We start from the raw sequence: 14,815 nt of genomic DNA, 5'->3' as shown, positions 1-14,815 counted from the left end.
GATGTTCCCGCAGGATTGTCACATATATTCCGAGAATTAACTTGCTATTACAGGCGTTCAGAGTGATATATGTACATACCAAAAGGAACACAACACAAGGAGGAAACCACCATGAAGTACACAATTGAAGCCATTGAAAACGCGAAGCCCGGAATGCGCTGGGAAGAGATCGGATGCCACTGGACACTTGGACAGGCCTACCTTTACAGCAAGGAAGCCGGAAACGACCTGCCGAACTTCGCCGAGGTCATCTGGGACTACGACATTGAGAACATCCTCGCGGATTGCAGGAAGCTCGGAATCAGGGAGTTTACGATAAGCTCCACCTTCTCAAGCCTGATCGAGACCATCGCCAAGTTCGAGGAGCTCGGCTGCACGCTGGACGGGATCGTAAAGGTCAAGGAGCGCTACACCCACTTCGGAAGCGATGAGCACGCCCTCATCCCGGCTTTCAAGATGACGGTAAAGGAGGCATGAACCATGTGGAGCGAAGGAGTCATCGGCATCCCGGATGCCAAGGATAAGAAAAAATACACAAAGTGCCACTACTGGGTAAAGCATTACGAAGAACCCAGCGAAGAGTACGGGATCAACGGCGGCAAGATCAGCAAGCTGATGATTAAAATCAACGACGAGACCGTTTGCAACTATGACAGAGGCTGGGACATCCACCCCACCTGCAAGGAAGCGGAGCTGGCGCTTTGCATCCTTCTTGAAAACTACAACTAAGAAACAACCCTGAATACGAATATTCCGGGAGACTGAGCCGCAGGGCTCTTTCTCTCGTTCTGATACCAGATCGCTTCGGCGGTCTTTTATTTTGCCCTGAAAGGAGGCGGCTTTCATGCCAATGCGAAAACTGAAGAATTACAAGCCGACCCACTTCATGGCAGAGACCTCCCATTACAGCAAAGAGATGGCAGACTTCGCGGTAATGTTTATCGAGCAGCTCTGCCATACCAAAGGAACATGGGCAGGAAAGCCCTTCGAACTCATAGACTGGCAGGAACGGATCATCCGCGACCTATTCGGCGTCCTAAAGCCAAATGGCTACCGGCAATTTAACACGGCCTACATTGAAATTCCGAAGAAGATGGGAAAATCGGAGCTGGCCGCTGCAGTCGCGCTACTGCTCTGCTGCGGCGACGGTGAGGAACGTGCCGAAGTCTATGGCTGCGCAGCCGACCGCCAGCAAGCCACTATCGTTTTTGATGTCGCTGCTGACATGGTCAGAATGTGCCCGGCCTTAAACCGGCGGGTAAAGATACTGGCCTCTCAGAAGCGGATCATCTATGAACCGACGAACAGCTTTTATCAGGTACTTTCCGCAGAAGCATATTCCAAACACGGCTTCAATATCCACGGCGTAGTATTTGACGAGCTACATACCCAGCCGAACCGTAAGCTCTTTGATGTTATGACCAAGGGCTCCGGTGATGCCAGAATGCAGCCGCTGTATTTCCTGATCACCACTGCTGGGAACGATACAAACACCATCTGCTACGAAGTCCACCAGAAGGCACAGGACATCATTGACGGCAGAAAGGTCGATCCCACCTTCTATCCGGTCATTTACGGAGCCGAATCATCCGAGGATTGGACAGACCCGAAGGTCTGGATGAAGGCAAATCCGTCGCTGGGCATCACCGTCGGCATCGACAAGGTGGAAGCCGCCTGTGAGTCTGCCAAGCAGAATCCCGGCGAGGAGAACGCCTTCCGACAGCTACGTTTAAACCAGTGGGTGAAGCAGGCCGTCCGCTGGATGCCTATGGAGAAATGGGATGCATGTGCTTTCCCGGTCTGCGAGGAAGACCTCGAAGGCCGTGTCTGCTACGGCGGCCTCGACCTATCATCCACAACGGATATTACAGCCTTCGTACTCGTTTTCCCGCCGCTGGACGATGAGGACAAATACATCGTTCTCCCATACTTCTGGGTACCGGAGGATACTCTTGACCTGCGTGTCCGGCGCGACCATGTGCCATACGACACTTGGGAGAAAGAAGGCTTTTTGCAGACCACCGAAGGAAACGTCATCCACTACGGATACATTGAGAAATTCATAGAACGTCTCGGCAACCGTTTCAATATCCGTGAAATCGCATTTGACCGCTGGGGAGCTGTCCAGATGGTACAGAACCTTGAGGGCATGGGCTTCACGGTTGTTCCTTTCGGTCAGGGCTTTAAGGATATGAGCCCTCCTACCAAGGAACTCATGAAGCTGACTCTGGAAAAGAGGATCGCACACGGCGGCCACCCGGTACTCCGCTGGATGATGGACAACATCCTCATCCGCACAGACCCAGCCGGGAATATCAAAGCAGATAAGGAAAAGTCCACGGAGAAAATCGACGGTGCCATCGCCACCATTATGGCGCTCGACCGTGCGATCCGCTGCGGCAACGATAACGGTGCTTCTGTTTACGACAACAGAGGCATCTTGTTCATTTGAGAAATGGAGGTGAATGCTATGAGCATATTTTCTGGACTCTTTCGGAGCAGGGATAAGCCTACTGATTCGACAACCGGCAGCTCCTACCGCTTCTTCTTCGGCGGCACGACCTCCGGGAAAAATGTAACGGAACGCTCCGCCATGCAGATGACGGCAGTCTACTCCTGCGTCCGGATTCTTTCCGAGGCGATTGCAGGCCTGCCGATTCATTTGTACCGATACGGCGAAGGCGGCAGCAAGGAAAAAGCAATCAGCCATCCGCTTTACTTCCTTCTCCACGATGAACCCAACCCGGAAATGACTTCTTTCGTTTTCCGGGAGACACTCATGACGCATCTTTTGCTGTGGGGAAATGCCTATGCGCAGATCATTAGAAACGGCAAAGGCGAGGTGGTGGCACTCTATCCTTTGATGCCAAACCGCATGTCCGTCAATCGTGATGAAAACGGCCATCTTTATTACGAATACCAGACTTCACAGGATGAAGTGCATACGATGGACGGCAGCCGTGTCCGACTCTCGCCCTTGGATGTGCTGCACGTTCCCGGCCTCGGCTTTGACGGCCTTGTCGGATACAGCCCGATTGCAATGGCAAAGAACGCCATCGGCATGGCGATTGCCTGTGAGGAGTACGGTGCGAAATTCTTCTCCAACGGAGCGACACCCGGCGGCATCTTGGAGCACCCCGGCGTGGTAAAAGACCCTGAGCGTGTGCGCGAAAGCTGGAACTCAGCTTTCGGCGGCAGCGCAAATTCCAATAAAGTCGCTGTTCTTGAAGAAGGCATGAAGTACACGCCCATCTCCATCAGTCCGAACGAGGCACAGTTCTTGGAGACGCGAAAGTTTCAGATCAATGAAATCGCTCGTATCTTCCGTATTCCGCCCCACATGATCGGCGATCTTGAGAAATCGAGCTTCTCAAATATTGAACAACAGTCACTGGAATTCGTAAAATACACGCTCGACCCGTGGGTCTGCCGATGGGAACAGTCCATGCAAAGAGCTCTGCTCTCGCCAGATGAAAAGAAGGATTACTTCTTCAAGTTCAATGTGGACGGGCTTCTACGTGGCGACTACCAAAGCCGCATGAACGGTTATGCGGTCGGACGCCAGAACGGATGGATGTCCGCGAACGATATTAGAGAACTGGAAAACCTCGACCGTATTCCGGAGGAGGATGGCGGCGACCTGTATCTCATCAACGGAAACATGACAAAGCTCAAGGATGCAGGTATTTTTGCGGCCTCGGCACCAGCGCAGGAGGAAGCTGATGAAACAGAAGAAGAATCACAAACAGAACCGGAACCCGAAAACGGGCGTACCCGGATCAGAAAGAAGGAGGCACTATGACCAGAAAGTTTTGGAATTGGGTGCGCAACAAGGAGCCCGACAGCTTTGGCTCCGACCGAACGCTCTACCTCGACGGAGAAATTTCCGATGAGACGTGGTTCGGCGATGAGGTCACACCCAAGCTATTCAAAGAAGAACTGAATGCAGGAGACGGGAACGTCACCCTCTGGATCAACAGTCCGGGAGGTGACGTTTTTGCTGCCGCTCAGATCTACAACATGCTGATGGACTACCCGCACGACGTCACAGTCAAGATCGACGCCCTTGCTGCTTCGGCGGCATCCGTCATCGCTATGGCCGGGACAAAGGTCTGCATGAGCCCTGTGGCAATGATGATGATCCACAATCCGGCAACCGTCGCTATCGGTGATACCGAGGAGATGCAGAAAGCCATCGACATGCTGAATGAAGTCAAGGAATCCATCATGAACGCCTACGAAATCAAGTCCGGGCTTTCCCGCCACAAGATTTCACAGCTCATGGATGCCGAGACATGGATGAACGCCAAGGAAGCCATGAAGCTCGGCTTCGCTGACGAGGTTCTGTTCCGCGACGGCGAGGAGCCCGTTCCGGAGGATACGGCTGATACGGAGATGCTTTTCTCCCGCAAGGCCGTCACTGATTCACTGCTTTCACGGCTGATTCCCAAGAAAAAGCCGGAGGCAAATACACACATGGTACCAGTAACCGATCTTGAGAAGCGCCTTTCGCTTCTCGCACATTAAAGGAGGATTTTTATTATGACTCAGATTATGGAACTCATGGAAAAGAGAGCGAAGGCATGGGAGGCCGCTAAGGCTTTTCTCAACTCTCACTCCCAGAACGGCGGCATGGTCTCTGCTGAGGATGCCGCAACCTACGACAAAATGGAGAAGGAAGTCACAGACCTCACGCATGATATCGAGCGCCTGCAGCGTCAGGAGCAGATCGACAAGATGATGAGCGCTCCCACTTCTGCTCCGCTCACCGGAAAGCCCGGTGCAAAGGATGATCCGGAGGACAAGCCCGGCATCGCCTCCAAGGCGTACAAGGCTGCTTTCTGGAACAACATCCGCAAGCGCAACTACTATGACGTGAAGAACGTGCTGGAGGTCGGCACCGATGCCAACGGCGGCTACCTTGTGCCTGATGAATACGAGAAGCAGCTGATTGATGCCCTTCAGGACGAGAATTTCTTCCGTTCCCTTGCCACTGTCATCCAGACCCAGTCCGGCACTCATACCATTCCGGTCGTAGCTTCTCATGGTACGGCTGCTTGGATGGACGAGAACGGTCTCTATCCGGAATCCGACGACACCTTCGACCAGATCAGCCTCTCCGCTTACAAACTGGGAACGGCGATCAAGGTTTCCGAGGAGCTCATGAACGATTCCGTTTTCGACCTTGAAAAGTATATCTCCGCAGAGTTTGCCCGCAGGATCGGTGCTGCCGAGGAAGAGGCTTTCCTTACCGGCGACGGCAATAAGAAGCCCGAAGGCGTGTTCACCAAGGTCGCTGCCACCACTGGTGCAACCACAGAGATCACCGGAACCACGGTTTCCTTCGATGACATCATGGACGTGTTCCACTCCCTTCGCTCGGTCTACAGAAGCAAGGCTATCTGGATCTTGAACGATACCACTATCAAAGCGCTCAGAAAGCTCAAGGACAACAACGGCAATTATATCTGGCAGCCTTCCGTAGTGGCCGGTCAGCCCGATACGATCCTGAACCGCCCTTACAAGACCAGCATTTATGCACCGGAGCTTGCGGCAGGCAACGTGCCTATCCTCTTCGGCGACTTCAGCTACTACTGGATTGCTGACCGTCAGGGACGTTCCTTCAAGCGTCTCTCTGAGCTCTATGCGGCAAACGGCCAGATCGGTTTCCTTGCATCCGAGCGTGTGGATGGCAAGCTCATCCTGCCGGAGGCTGTAAAGGGTCTCGCAGTTAAGGCTGCCGGATCGAAGTCCTGATAACACAATTTAACCAGCCGTCCGCAGGGAGCAACCTCTCTGTGGGCGGTTTCTTTTAAGGAGGCGGACATGGAAATAACACTTGAAGAAGCAAAATCATATCTTCGCGTCACATCTTCTGATGAGGACGCCTTGATTGAAAGCCTGATTGCTGCCGCGACAGAGCAGGTTCAGGACATTACAAGGCAGTCTGATGAGGAGTTTATGGCAAATGAAGAACGCGCCCTGATCCGCATCCGGATAGCCATTCTTTTCACCGTAGCTTATCTGTATGAACACCGTGAGGAAGCAGACCACCACGCGCTGAACCTGACGCTCCGTGATCTCCTCTTCGGTACCCGGAAGGAGGGCTTCTGATGAACATAGCTGCGATGCGGGTGCGAGTCACTTTTCAGAAGAACACAGTCACGGTCGACAAGTACGGAAATCACAAAACCGGCTGGGTGGATTATTTCTCCTGCTGGGCGACTGTCGGCACGAGCTCCGGTTCGGAATCTTCCGGTGTCGTAATAAATCCGGAGGAGTCGCTGGATTTTACCTGCCGCTACTGCTCAGAGCTTGCCGCTGTGGAATCCACAAAGTACCGGATCATCACTGAAGGCAAGACCTACAACATCACCTATGTCAATCCGATGGGCTATAAGCGAAACAGCATTAAATTCAACTGCAAGCTGGAGAAGAAGTCATGAACAGAACCGTATCAATCGATGAAATGGACTCCGCCATCATGGAGGAGCTGGAGAAATATGCGGAGCTTGCCTCTGATGACTTAAAGGCTGCTGTCAAGGAAACGGCTGCGTCCGTCCGGAAAGATATACAGGCTGGTGCTCCCGTGGATACCGGAAAGTACAAGAAAAGCTGGTCGGTCAAAAATGTCCATGAAGACTCCGAGAGCATCGATCTGGTGGTGCATTCGAGGAATCGCTATCAGATTGCCCACCTCTTAGAGCATGGGCACGCCAAGCGCGGCGGCGGACGTGTCGCTGCCAAACCACATATCGCAGCAGCCGAACAGCGCGGGAACGAAAAACTGGTAACTACCATTGAGCAGAAACTGAAAGGCGGCTGATATGACATACGAAAATGTAATTGAAATGCTGGAGGAAGCCGGACTCCCACTCGCCTACGACCACTTTGCCGAAGGTGAGTCGCCAGAGCCGCCCTTCCTCATTTTTCTGTTTCCCGGAACGGATAACGTGTTCGCTGATGACGCGGTCTACCAGAAGATAGACGAGCTGAATATCGAGCTTTATACGGACAAGAAAGACCCGGAGACAGAAAACACAATCGAGGACATCCTTATCTCCCATGAGCTTCCTTATGAGAAGTCAGAGGTCTGGATCGAATCGGAAAAGATGTACGAGGTTCTTTACCAAACACAGATGATAGGAGGTTAAACCACTATGGCTAATAAGAAAAACAAGGTCAAGTTTGGCCTTAAAAACTGCCACTACGCTATCGCAACGCTGGCTGAGGACGGTACCGTTTCATTCGGCACGCCTGTTGCGATGCCCGGTGCTGTATCCCTTTCGCTTGACGCGGAGGGAGAAAACGACCCGTTCTATGCGGATGATTCCGTATATTACATGGTCTCAAACAACAACGGCTATTCCGGCGACTTTGAGCTGGCGCTGATTCCTGAGAGCTTTCTTACGGACGTCATGCACGAAACCGAAGATGCCAATGGCGTCATTGCCGAGAACAAGGATGTGGAGCCTGAGCACTTTGCACTGCTCTTTGAGTTCTCCGGCGACCAGAGAAAGATCCGTCACTGCATGTATTATTGCAGCGCAACCCGTCCCTCTGTATCCGGCAGTACGAAGGAAGATTCCACCGAGGTTCAGACGGAAACGCTCTCCATCACGGCAACTCCTCTTCCTTCCGGTCTCGTAAAGGTCAAGACCGGCACCAATACCAGCGAGGAGACCTACAACAACTGGTACAACGCAGTTTATCAGCCGCAGGCCTCTGCCAGTGTTCCTGAGACGCCTGCGGAAGATACGGTTGAATAAGGAGGCGCAATATGGCTGTTACGAAATCCGTTGAGATTGACGGCAAGGAGGTCACCTTCCGTGCCTCTGCCGCCATCCCTCGTTTATACAGAAACAAGTTCCACCGGGATATCTACAAGGACTTAAATGAGCTGCAGAAAGGCATCGATGAAAACGATCCGGATAATTCCAATCTGGACACCTTCTCTCTTGAGCTTTTCGAGAACATCGCGTGGCTCATGGCAAAACACCAGAATCCGGATGTCCCGGATACTCCGGAGGACTGGCTTGACCAGTTCAATACCTTCTCGATCTACGAGATTCTCCCTCAGATCATCGAGCTCTGGGGACTGAATGTGGAACAGCAGGTCACCTCTAAAAAAAACATCACCAGACTGAGCGGGAAATGACAACCCCGCTCTTTTTACTCCGGTGTGTGCAGATCGGGCTTCATATCTCGGAGCTCGATTTGCTCACTATCGGGACTGTCAACGATATGTATTCAGAAATGGACATGGACGATTATCCGTTCGCCGAGGTCGCTACGCAGGCACAGATGGATCGATTTTAACTGGAAGGAGGTCACCGCATGGCCGACAGAATAAAAGGCATAACCGTGGAAATCGGCGGCGATACGACCGGCCTTTCCAAGGCACTCTCTGGAGTCAACAAAGAAATCAAGAATACGCAGGCGCAGCTGAAAGACGTAAACAAGCTCTTAAAGCTCGACCCGACGAACACTACGCTGCTTGAGCAAAAACAGAAGCTCTTAAAACAGGCTGTCTCCGAAACGAAGGACAAGCTCACTCAGCTGAAGTCCGTGCAAGACCAGATGGATGCTGGACTCAAAAACGGTACCGTCACCCAGCAGCAATACGATGCATGGCAGCGTGAGATTATAGAGACAGAAAACGAGCTCAAAAACCTCGAACAGCAGTGCCGGGAAACCGACTCTCATATATCTGCCACATTAAAGCAGGCCGGAAGCAAGCTGCAGGAGGTCGGCGGCAAGATATCCAGCGTAGGGACAGGACTTACTACTCACGTCACAGCTCCTATTATGGCTATCGGCGCGGCCTCCCTTGCAGCCTTCAATGAAGTGGACGCAGGGCTTGATATCGTTGCTCAAAAAACCGGTGCGACAGGAAAAGCTCTGGAAGATATGAACCATATCGTCAAAGACCTCGCCACAGAGATACCGACGGACTTCGAAACCGCCGGTGCCGCTGTCGGCGAGGTCAACACCCGCTTTGGATTAACCGGGCAGGCACTTGATGATCTCTCCGCAAAATTCATAAAGTTCGCCCAGCTCAACAATACCGATGTCTCGACATCCATCGACAATGTGTCATCCGTCATGAACGCCTTCGGTATGGATGCCTCCGAGGCGGACTCCCTTCTTGATGCTTTAAACGCAACCGGACAGGCCACCGGCATCGACATGGATACCCTTGCTGGTGCTCTTTCCTCCAACGCCATCCAGCTAAAGGAAATGGGACTGACCGCCCAGCAGGCTGCGGGTTTCATGGGAATGGTGGAAATGTCCGGTCTTGATACTTCGTCTGCCATGATGGGTCTTAAGACCGCCATGAAAAATGCGACGAAGGACGGAAAGACACTGGATCAGGCGCTGGCCGGATTCTCCGAGACCATGAAGGGAAACGGTTCTGAAACAGAAAAGCTGCAAGCAGCCTATGACCTTTTCGGAAGCAAGGCTGGCGCGGCCATCTATAACGCTGTCCAAAGCGGGAAGCTGAGTCTTGATGACCTTGCCGGTTCCCTCGGTGATTTTGAGGGAAGTGTCGAGAACACCTTCAACGAGACTCTCGATCCGATTGACCAGTTCAAGATGACAATGAACTCCCTGAAGGAGACAGGTGCAGAAATCGGAAACACCCTCGCTACCGTTCTTGCTCCTGTCTTAAAGGACATCTCCGCAGCACTAAAAGGTTTTGCTGAAATGTGGAGCAAGATTCCGGCTCCAGTGCAACAGACGATTGTAAAGATCGCTCTTGTGGCGGCAGCTATCGGCCCGATTCTGGTGGTGGTCGGAAAGATCATCTCGGCGGTCGGTACAATTATGACGATCATCCCGCAGGTTTCTGCTGCAATCGGCGTGGTAAAAGGTGCGATGGCTGCACTGAACGCGACCATGCTGGCCAATCCTATCGTCCTAATCATCGCTGCGATTGCAGCGCTGGTGGCAGCCTTCATCTATCTTTGGAATACGAACGAGGGCTTTAGGCAGTTCTGGATCGACCTGTGGGAAAACATCAAGCAGGCGGTCGTTACGGCATGGGAGGCGATCAAGAGCTTCTTCTCCACTGTCTGGGAGACCATCAAGGGAATCTTCGAGGCGGCTGTGAACGGCATCAGCACCTTCCTCACAAATGCATGGACGGCGATCACGACCACGGTGCAGACGGTCTTTAATGCCATAAAGACTTTCTTTGAAACGATCTGGAACGCCATAAAGACTGTGTTTGAGACCGTGTTCAATGTGATAAAAACCATCGTCACCACCTACTTCAATATCTACAAGACGATCATCGAGACCGTCCTGAATGTGATAAAGACAGTGGTCACGACGGTATGGAACGCAATAAAAACCGTGGTCACAACAGTCGTCACGGCAATCCAGACTTTCATCACCACGGCTTGGAATGCCATAAAGACAGCGGTCACTACCGTGATGAATGCCCTAAAAACTGTGGTATCTACGGTCTGGAACGGGATAAAGACCACCATCACGACTGTGGTAAATACCGTGAAAAATGGTATCACCACAGCCTTCAACGCCATAAAAAATACGATATCGAATGTCCTAAACGGCATCAAGAATACGGTCTCTAATGTGTTCAACGGGATCTGGAATTTTATCTCCGGCATCGTGAACAAGCTGAAGAACGTATTCAACTTCCACTGGGAGCTGCCAAAGATTAAGCTGCCGCACTTCTCCATTTCCGGGAGCTTCTCTCTAAACCCGCCGTCCATCCCGCATTTCTCTGTGGAATGGTACAAAAAGGCGATGGGCAACGGCATGATCCTTGACTCACCGACCATCTTCGGCATGAGCGGGAATACGCTACTTGGCGCAGGAGAAGCCGGTGCGGAGGCCATTGTCGGTGTCGACTCCCTACGCGGCATGATTCAGGATGCCGTTGCCGGACAGACCTCGGCTATCGTTACTGCTCTTTCCGGAGTCGGCGGCGGAGGCGATATCACCATCCCGGTTTATCTTGGAGGCACGCTGCTTGACGAGACCATCGTCACAGCCCAGCAGCGAATGGCGCTCCGGTCAGGAGGCAGATGATGGCTTTTTCACACTATTTGAATATTGACGGCGTAGAGATGCCGCTTCCAGCCTCCTATGACCTGTCCCTTTCTGATGTAGAGGCAGACAGCTCCGGAGAGACGGAGGCCGGAACCACCCAGCGGGATATCGTCCGCTCCGGCGTGGTGAAAATCTCCGTGTCCTTTCAGGTTTCTCCTGCATGGCTTAAGAAGCTGTCTCTCATGCGGGCAAAGCCGAAGCTCACAGTCGCTTTCTTTAATACGGATACGATGATTCGTGAAACACGGGAAATGTATATTGACAGTTTCAAGACTTCCCTTGCACATGACACCAGTAAAAAAGGCTTGTGGAAGGTCAGCTTTGATTTGAATGAATACTAACGGAAAGGAGCGGCGCAATGTACAGCGTATCTGATTCATATAAAACAGCGATACAGGACAACACCCGCTCCTTTTCATGGTCGGGAACAATTACTACCACATCCGGGAAGGTCTATCCCTTCGAGAATAAGGATATTGTAAAAGGCTCCGGTTACGTTTCGAGACAGTGCTCAGGCTCCTCCGAGATAGAACTCGGCTCCGTTTATGCAGCAGAGCTTGGGATTTCTCTGTTTTCCGATATTGACCGATATTCCTTGGAAAATGCAGAGGTGGAGCTCATCTTTCATATGAACCTCTCTGATGACACCGTTGAGGACGTCCCGATGGGCATCTTCTATGTTGCTGAGGCAAACCGAAAAATAAAAACGCTTGAGATAAAAGCCTATGACGCGATGCTAAATTTTGATAAGGCCTATAGCGAAGCGCAATCCAGCGGGTATCCTTATGATTTTCTCAGCGCAATGTGTACGACTTGCCATGTGGAGCTTGCTCATACACAAGAAGAAATCGAAGCCCTGCCAAATGGCTCTGAGCTCCTTGGCATATATCCGGATAATGATATCGAAACTTGGCGTGACTTTCTGCATTATCTCGCGCAGGCGCTCTGCTCGTTTGCCTTTATCAACCGTGAAGGAAAGCTGCAGCTGGTTCAGTACGGAGAAAGCCCGGTTTGCACGATAAATAATACCCACCGCTACTCCAGCAGCTTTTCTGATTTTGTAACACGCTATACGGCAATCAGCTCCACAAACCGGCGTACTAATACCGCAGAATATTATTCTCTCGATCCCGACGACGGCCTCACCATGAATCTTGAGACAAACCCTCTTTTGCAATTCGGACTTGATGAGACCAGAAGCCGCATTCTCAACAATATCCTGAATGCAATCTCAGTCATTCGGTATGTTCCGTTTGATTCCGAGACCATAGGCGATCCTGCGCTGGAACCCGGTGATGTCCTCACCTTTACCGGCGGGCAGGCAGATGCCTCCCAGATGGCTGCGATCACCTCCATCACAACAAAGATCAATGGAAAATGCTCCTTAAAATGCGTCGGTAAGAATCCTCGCCTCGCGGAAGCAAAAAGCAAAAATGATAAAGATATCACCGGGCTTATCAATTCTGTCGAGAGCACAAAGATGGCGACCTACTCCTATATGAATGCCATGCCATACACTCTTGGCGAAGAACCGGTATTCATCGTCAGTCTGGAATTTGCCACGCAAGAAGAAACAGACTGCGAGTTTAAAGCTGCTGTCCTTATAAATGTGACGGCAGAGCCAGTGGATCGCTCTGTTACAGCCGAAGGCACAGGAACCACTATTTTTCCCGAAGAGACCACGGATGAGAACGATAATCCCGTCACCAGTGACAGAGAGCTTGAAACCACTGTTACCGTTCCTGTGGAATGGCAGGAGGACGGCCAGTCTGTCATCAGAGTCGGGTATGTTGTTGACGGCCATGAGGTGGAGGAATTCCATCCGATGGAGACTTGGCACACCGGTGCTCATATCCTGAACCTGTTTTATCCGCTTCTGGATATGACAGAAAAGACACTGCACACCTTTGCCGTATGGATCACTATCGCTCCCGGCAGCGCAACGATAAATGCGCAGAACATCATTGCTTCCATCACAGGTCAGGGCTTGGGTGCTCAGGACAGATGGAATGGCCGCATTGATGCCAGTGACGACTATATTCCGCTTGTGCTTTCCAGCCTTCAGCATCTTCCCTTTGAAGAAGCCGTGGAGACCATTCTCCATACACCGGAACCGACCGGAGCTTCCGACGCTGTGTCGCCAGTGCTCTTATCCGGCATGACGCTTTATGCCCTTTCCGATAACGTGCGCACCTTTGCTCCGATTGTTCATGACATCGTGGACGTAAGCGATAAACGGAAGATGTCATACAGGCAGGAATATGTCGAAGATGATACACAGTTTTCTCTCCGGAAGTCTTACACGATTTCTGGCGGTACCGAGCGGAACCTGAACCGTGGCCGTATGGACTCGCTGACTATTTCAACAGCAGACTTTGATTCGCTGACGAGCATTGTCATCAATCCATTTGTTACGGAACCATTCATTAATGGAAGAATCCTCCCTGCACGTGTACTCACAGATACCGCCTATACTATTCATGAAAATGGCAGTATGAAGCTGAAGACCGAGTATGCGGAAATCATCGAGGGCGAGGCCGCAGAAATCGACCGAGGCAGACTTGCGGTTTATCCACTTGGACTTACCGCATTTGAAACGATAACAGAACTGGAGGTGCAAAGTGGCTGATTATTTTTCTATCCAAGAGCTTTTTCAAAGCACGGATAATATGACCTATATACGTAATAACGTCGGAAATGACAGTGGCACGGACACCGTTCCCGGTATCAGCTGGTTTACCTACAACTCCGTAACCGCTGCGAATATCTATGTAAATGGAAACTCGTGGATAGGGATTGGAGCAAACGCAGAACAGGTAAAAGTCCATCGGCGCGACGCAATGAGCTGGACAATCCGTCGAGAGGAAGGGACGATCTACAACTACTATAGGTTTTTGCGCGTCCGCTGGGAGGGATACTCACAGTACAGCATGACGAGTGCTGATGTAAAGCTGGTCTGGGATCTGCTGCTTTTGGATACCGGCGATATCGTTCTTCATTTTGAAACGATACCCACAAACCCTTCCTACCTTGGCGAGTGCACCCTTGTAACCGGTACCGGGAATATTTCCTTCACGCCTGTTGCAGGAGGATGTGTGACTTTTTTGCACCAGAATGACAGTGGGACAGCCTTCGTCCGTTCAGATGAGCTTCCGGTGCTTCTCGATCCATACAACCGACGCTATCTGATAACAGACGCCACAGGAGCCCTTTATACCGTAGAGGAAGGAAGCCTTTTAAAGCTCAGTGAAACCGAGCTGACCGCAGAAGTGTTTGAAACTTACGGCGTGCAGGATATCCCGGACGGAGCCCTGCTTCTTACGCTCGTAGATCCGACCATCCTCTACTGGCACAATTCCCAGAACAGGTTCCCGCCCTTCACGGCGAGTTATACCGGCGTGCCGAAACCGCAGGTAATCTACTCGGAAAATATCGACATGTCCGATTCATCTATTATTGGCATTGAGAAGGTCACAGTAGACTGCGATGATTCAGCGCTCTTTGCCGTTTCCTTTGATGCCGGAGAAAGCTGGTGGACTTATACCGGCTCCTCGTGGGCAAGGTTATCGGAGGAAGCATCCGGTATGTCGAAAGCCGCACTGGAAGCTATCTCTACAAATGCATGGGCAGAGAAAGCCATCACCGGCCAGCTGATGTACCGCTTTGTGATTAGCGGCGAGAACGGATATGTACGTTCAATCACCACAGACTATCTGAACACGGAGGAATAACT

The 14,815-nt window shown here is 51.6% G+C and carries 17 protein-coding genes; all 17 read left to right on the top strand.

What is annotated here, in order from left to right; genetic code table 11:
• Positions 1 to 111: 111 nt before the first annotated feature.
• The 17 genes from ACTNCK_RS02815 (at position 112) to ACTNCK_RS02735 (ending at position 14,813) form a co-directional block, all read left to right on the top strand.
• Complete coding sequence (locus tag ACTNCK_RS02815) at positions 112 to 477, top strand: DUF7698 family protein (protein WP_441080848.1); 366 nt, start codon at positions 112 to 114, stop codon at positions 475 to 477.
• Positions 478 to 480: 3 nt separating this feature from the next.
• Positions 481 to 729: a DUF7678 domain-containing protein gene (locus ACTNCK_RS02810; protein ID WP_441080847.1), complete on the top strand. Its 249-nt coding sequence runs from the start codon at positions 481 to 483 to the stop codon at positions 727 to 729.
• Positions 730 to 844: 115 nt separating this feature from the next.
• A complete protein-coding gene (locus ACTNCK_RS02805; protein ID WP_441080846.1) occupies positions 845 to 2,452 on the top strand; it encodes a terminase large subunit in 1,608 nt (535 codons plus the stop codon).
• An 18-nt stretch (positions 2,453 to 2,470) separates the two neighbouring features.
• Positions 2,471 to 3,802, top strand: a complete 1,332-nt coding sequence (locus ACTNCK_RS02800; protein ID WP_441080845.1) for a phage portal protein — start codon at positions 2,471 to 2,473, stop codon at positions 3,800 to 3,802.
• Positions 3,799 to 4,527, top strand: coding sequence for a head maturation protease, ClpP-related (locus ACTNCK_RS02795; protein WP_441080844.1), 729 nt, complete (start codon positions 3,799 to 3,801; stop codon positions 4,525 to 4,527). The genes ACTNCK_RS02800 and ACTNCK_RS02795 overlap by 4 nt, the downstream gene beginning before the upstream one ends.
• A 15-nt stretch (positions 4,528 to 4,542) precedes the next feature.
• A complete protein-coding gene (locus ACTNCK_RS02790) occupies positions 4,543 to 5,757 on the top strand; it encodes a phage major capsid protein (RefSeq protein ID WP_441080843.1) in 1,215 nt (404 codons plus the stop codon).
• A 69-nt stretch (positions 5,758 to 5,826) separates the two neighbouring features.
• A complete protein-coding gene (locus ACTNCK_RS02785; RefSeq protein WP_441080842.1) occupies positions 5,827 to 6,114 on the top strand; it encodes a head-tail connector protein in 288 nt (95 codons plus the stop codon).
• Complete coding sequence (locus tag ACTNCK_RS02780; RefSeq protein WP_441080841.1) at positions 6,114 to 6,446, top strand: phage head closure protein; 333 nt, start codon at positions 6,114 to 6,116, stop codon at positions 6,444 to 6,446. The genes ACTNCK_RS02785 and ACTNCK_RS02780 overlap by 1 nt, the downstream gene beginning before the upstream one ends.
• The gene (locus ACTNCK_RS02775; RefSeq protein WP_441080840.1) at positions 6,443 to 6,826 is read left to right on the top strand and encodes an HK97 gp10 family phage protein; all 384 of its coding nucleotides are present in this window, start codon (positions 6,443 to 6,445) and stop codon (positions 6,824 to 6,826) included. Before ACTNCK_RS02780 ends, ACTNCK_RS02775 begins: the two co-directional genes overlap by 4 nt.
• 1 nt (position 6,827) lies before the next feature.
• Positions 6,828 to 7,154 (top strand): hypothetical protein, encoded by a 327-nt coding sequence (locus tag ACTNCK_RS02770; RefSeq protein ID WP_441080839.1) that lies wholly within the window; start codon positions 6,828 to 6,830, stop codon positions 7,152 to 7,154.
• Between the two features lie 6 nt (positions 7,155 to 7,160).
• Positions 7,161 to 7,769 carry a major tail protein gene (locus ACTNCK_RS02765; RefSeq protein ID WP_441080838.1) on the top strand — a complete coding sequence of 203 codons (609 nt, stop codon included), beginning with the start codon at positions 7,161 to 7,163 and terminating at the stop codon, positions 7,767 to 7,769.
• An 11-nt stretch (positions 7,770 to 7,780) separates the two neighbouring features.
• Entirely contained in the window at positions 7,781 to 8,158 is a 378-nt protein-coding gene (locus ACTNCK_RS02760) for a hypothetical protein (RefSeq protein ID WP_441080836.1), read from the top strand.
• 26 nt (positions 8,159 to 8,184) lie between these two features.
• Positions 8,185 to 8,319 carry a hypothetical protein gene (locus tag ACTNCK_RS02755; protein WP_441080894.1) on the top strand — a complete coding sequence of 45 codons (135 nt, stop codon included), beginning with the start codon at positions 8,185 to 8,187 and terminating at the stop codon, positions 8,317 to 8,319.
• Between the two features lie 18 nt (positions 8,320 to 8,337).
• Entirely contained in the window at positions 8,338 to 11,061 is a 2,724-nt protein-coding gene (locus ACTNCK_RS02750; RefSeq protein ID WP_441080835.1) for a phage tail tape measure protein, read from the top strand.
• Positions 11,061 to 11,423 (top strand): hypothetical protein, encoded by a 363-nt coding sequence (locus tag ACTNCK_RS02745; RefSeq protein ID WP_441080892.1) that lies wholly within the window; start codon positions 11,061 to 11,063, stop codon positions 11,421 to 11,423. The genes ACTNCK_RS02750 and ACTNCK_RS02745 overlap by 1 nt, the downstream gene beginning before the upstream one ends.
• A 17-nt stretch (positions 11,424 to 11,440) precedes the next feature.
• Entirely contained in the window at positions 11,441 to 13,711 is a 2,271-nt protein-coding gene (locus tag ACTNCK_RS02740) for a hypothetical protein (RefSeq protein WP_441080834.1), read from the top strand.
• Positions 13,704 to 14,813: a hypothetical protein gene (locus ACTNCK_RS02735; protein WP_441080833.1), complete on the top strand. Its 1,110-nt coding sequence runs from the start codon at positions 13,704 to 13,706 to the stop codon at positions 14,811 to 14,813. Before ACTNCK_RS02740 ends, ACTNCK_RS02735 begins: the two co-directional genes overlap by 8 nt.
• The last annotated feature ends 2 nt before the right edge of the window (positions 14,814 to 14,815 follow it).

Source organism: Candidatus Weimeria sp. HCP3S3_B5 (assembly GCF_052064335.1).
Lineage (GTDB): Bacteria > Bacillota > Clostridia > Lachnospirales > Lachnospiraceae > Weimeria.
The sequence above is the reverse complement of the archived record's forward strand: the minus strand, read 5'-3'. Positions and strand labels throughout refer to the sequence as shown.

What these genes read in the sequence shown, in the direction of transcription:
- ACTNCK_RS02780 (WP_441080841.1), top strand. Translation starts at nt 6,114, where the DNA reads ATGAACATAGCTGCGATGCGGGTGCGAGTCACTTTTCAGAAGAACACA.
- ACTNCK_RS02785 (WP_441080842.1), top strand. Translation starts at nt 5,827, where the DNA reads ATGGAAATAACACTTGAAGAAGCAAAATCATATCTTCGCGTCACATCT.
- ACTNCK_RS02810 (WP_441080847.1), top strand. Translation starts at nt 481, where the DNA reads ATGTGGAGCGAAGGAGTCATCGGCATCCCGGATGCCAAGGATAAGAAA.
- ACTNCK_RS02795 (WP_441080844.1), top strand. Translation starts at nt 3,799, where the DNA reads ATGACCAGAAAGTTTTGGAATTGGGTGCGCAACAAGGAGCCCGACAGC.
- ACTNCK_RS02770 (WP_441080839.1), top strand. Translation starts at nt 6,828, where the DNA reads ATGACATACGAAAATGTAATTGAAATGCTGGAGGAAGCCGGACTCCCA.
- ACTNCK_RS02790 (WP_441080843.1), top strand. Translation starts at nt 4,543, where the DNA reads ATGACTCAGATTATGGAACTCATGGAAAAGAGAGCGAAGGCATGGGAG.
- ACTNCK_RS02745 (WP_441080892.1), top strand. Translation starts at nt 11,061, where the DNA reads ATGGCTTTTTCACACTATTTGAATATTGACGGCGTAGAGATGCCGCTT.
- ACTNCK_RS02800 (WP_441080845.1), top strand. Translation starts at nt 2,471, where the DNA reads ATGAGCATATTTTCTGGACTCTTTCGGAGCAGGGATAAGCCTACTGAT.
- ACTNCK_RS02765 (WP_441080838.1), top strand. Translation starts at nt 7,161, where the DNA reads ATGGCTAATAAGAAAAACAAGGTCAAGTTTGGCCTTAAAAACTGCCAC.
- ACTNCK_RS02815 (WP_441080848.1), top strand. Translation starts at nt 112, where the DNA reads ATGAAGTACACAATTGAAGCCATTGAAAACGCGAAGCCCGGAATGCGC.
- ACTNCK_RS02740 (WP_441080834.1), top strand. Translation starts at nt 11,441, where the DNA reads ATGTACAGCGTATCTGATTCATATAAAACAGCGATACAGGACAACACC.
- ACTNCK_RS02805 (WP_441080846.1), top strand. Translation starts at nt 845, where the DNA reads ATGCCAATGCGAAAACTGAAGAATTACAAGCCGACCCACTTCATGGCA.
- ACTNCK_RS02760 (WP_441080836.1), top strand. Translation starts at nt 7,781, where the DNA reads ATGGCTGTTACGAAATCCGTTGAGATTGACGGCAAGGAGGTCACCTTC.
- ACTNCK_RS02775 (WP_441080840.1), top strand. Translation starts at nt 6,443, where the DNA reads ATGAACAGAACCGTATCAATCGATGAAATGGACTCCGCCATCATGGAG.
- ACTNCK_RS02750 (WP_441080835.1), top strand. Translation starts at nt 8,338, where the DNA reads ATGGCCGACAGAATAAAAGGCATAACCGTGGAAATCGGCGGCGATACG.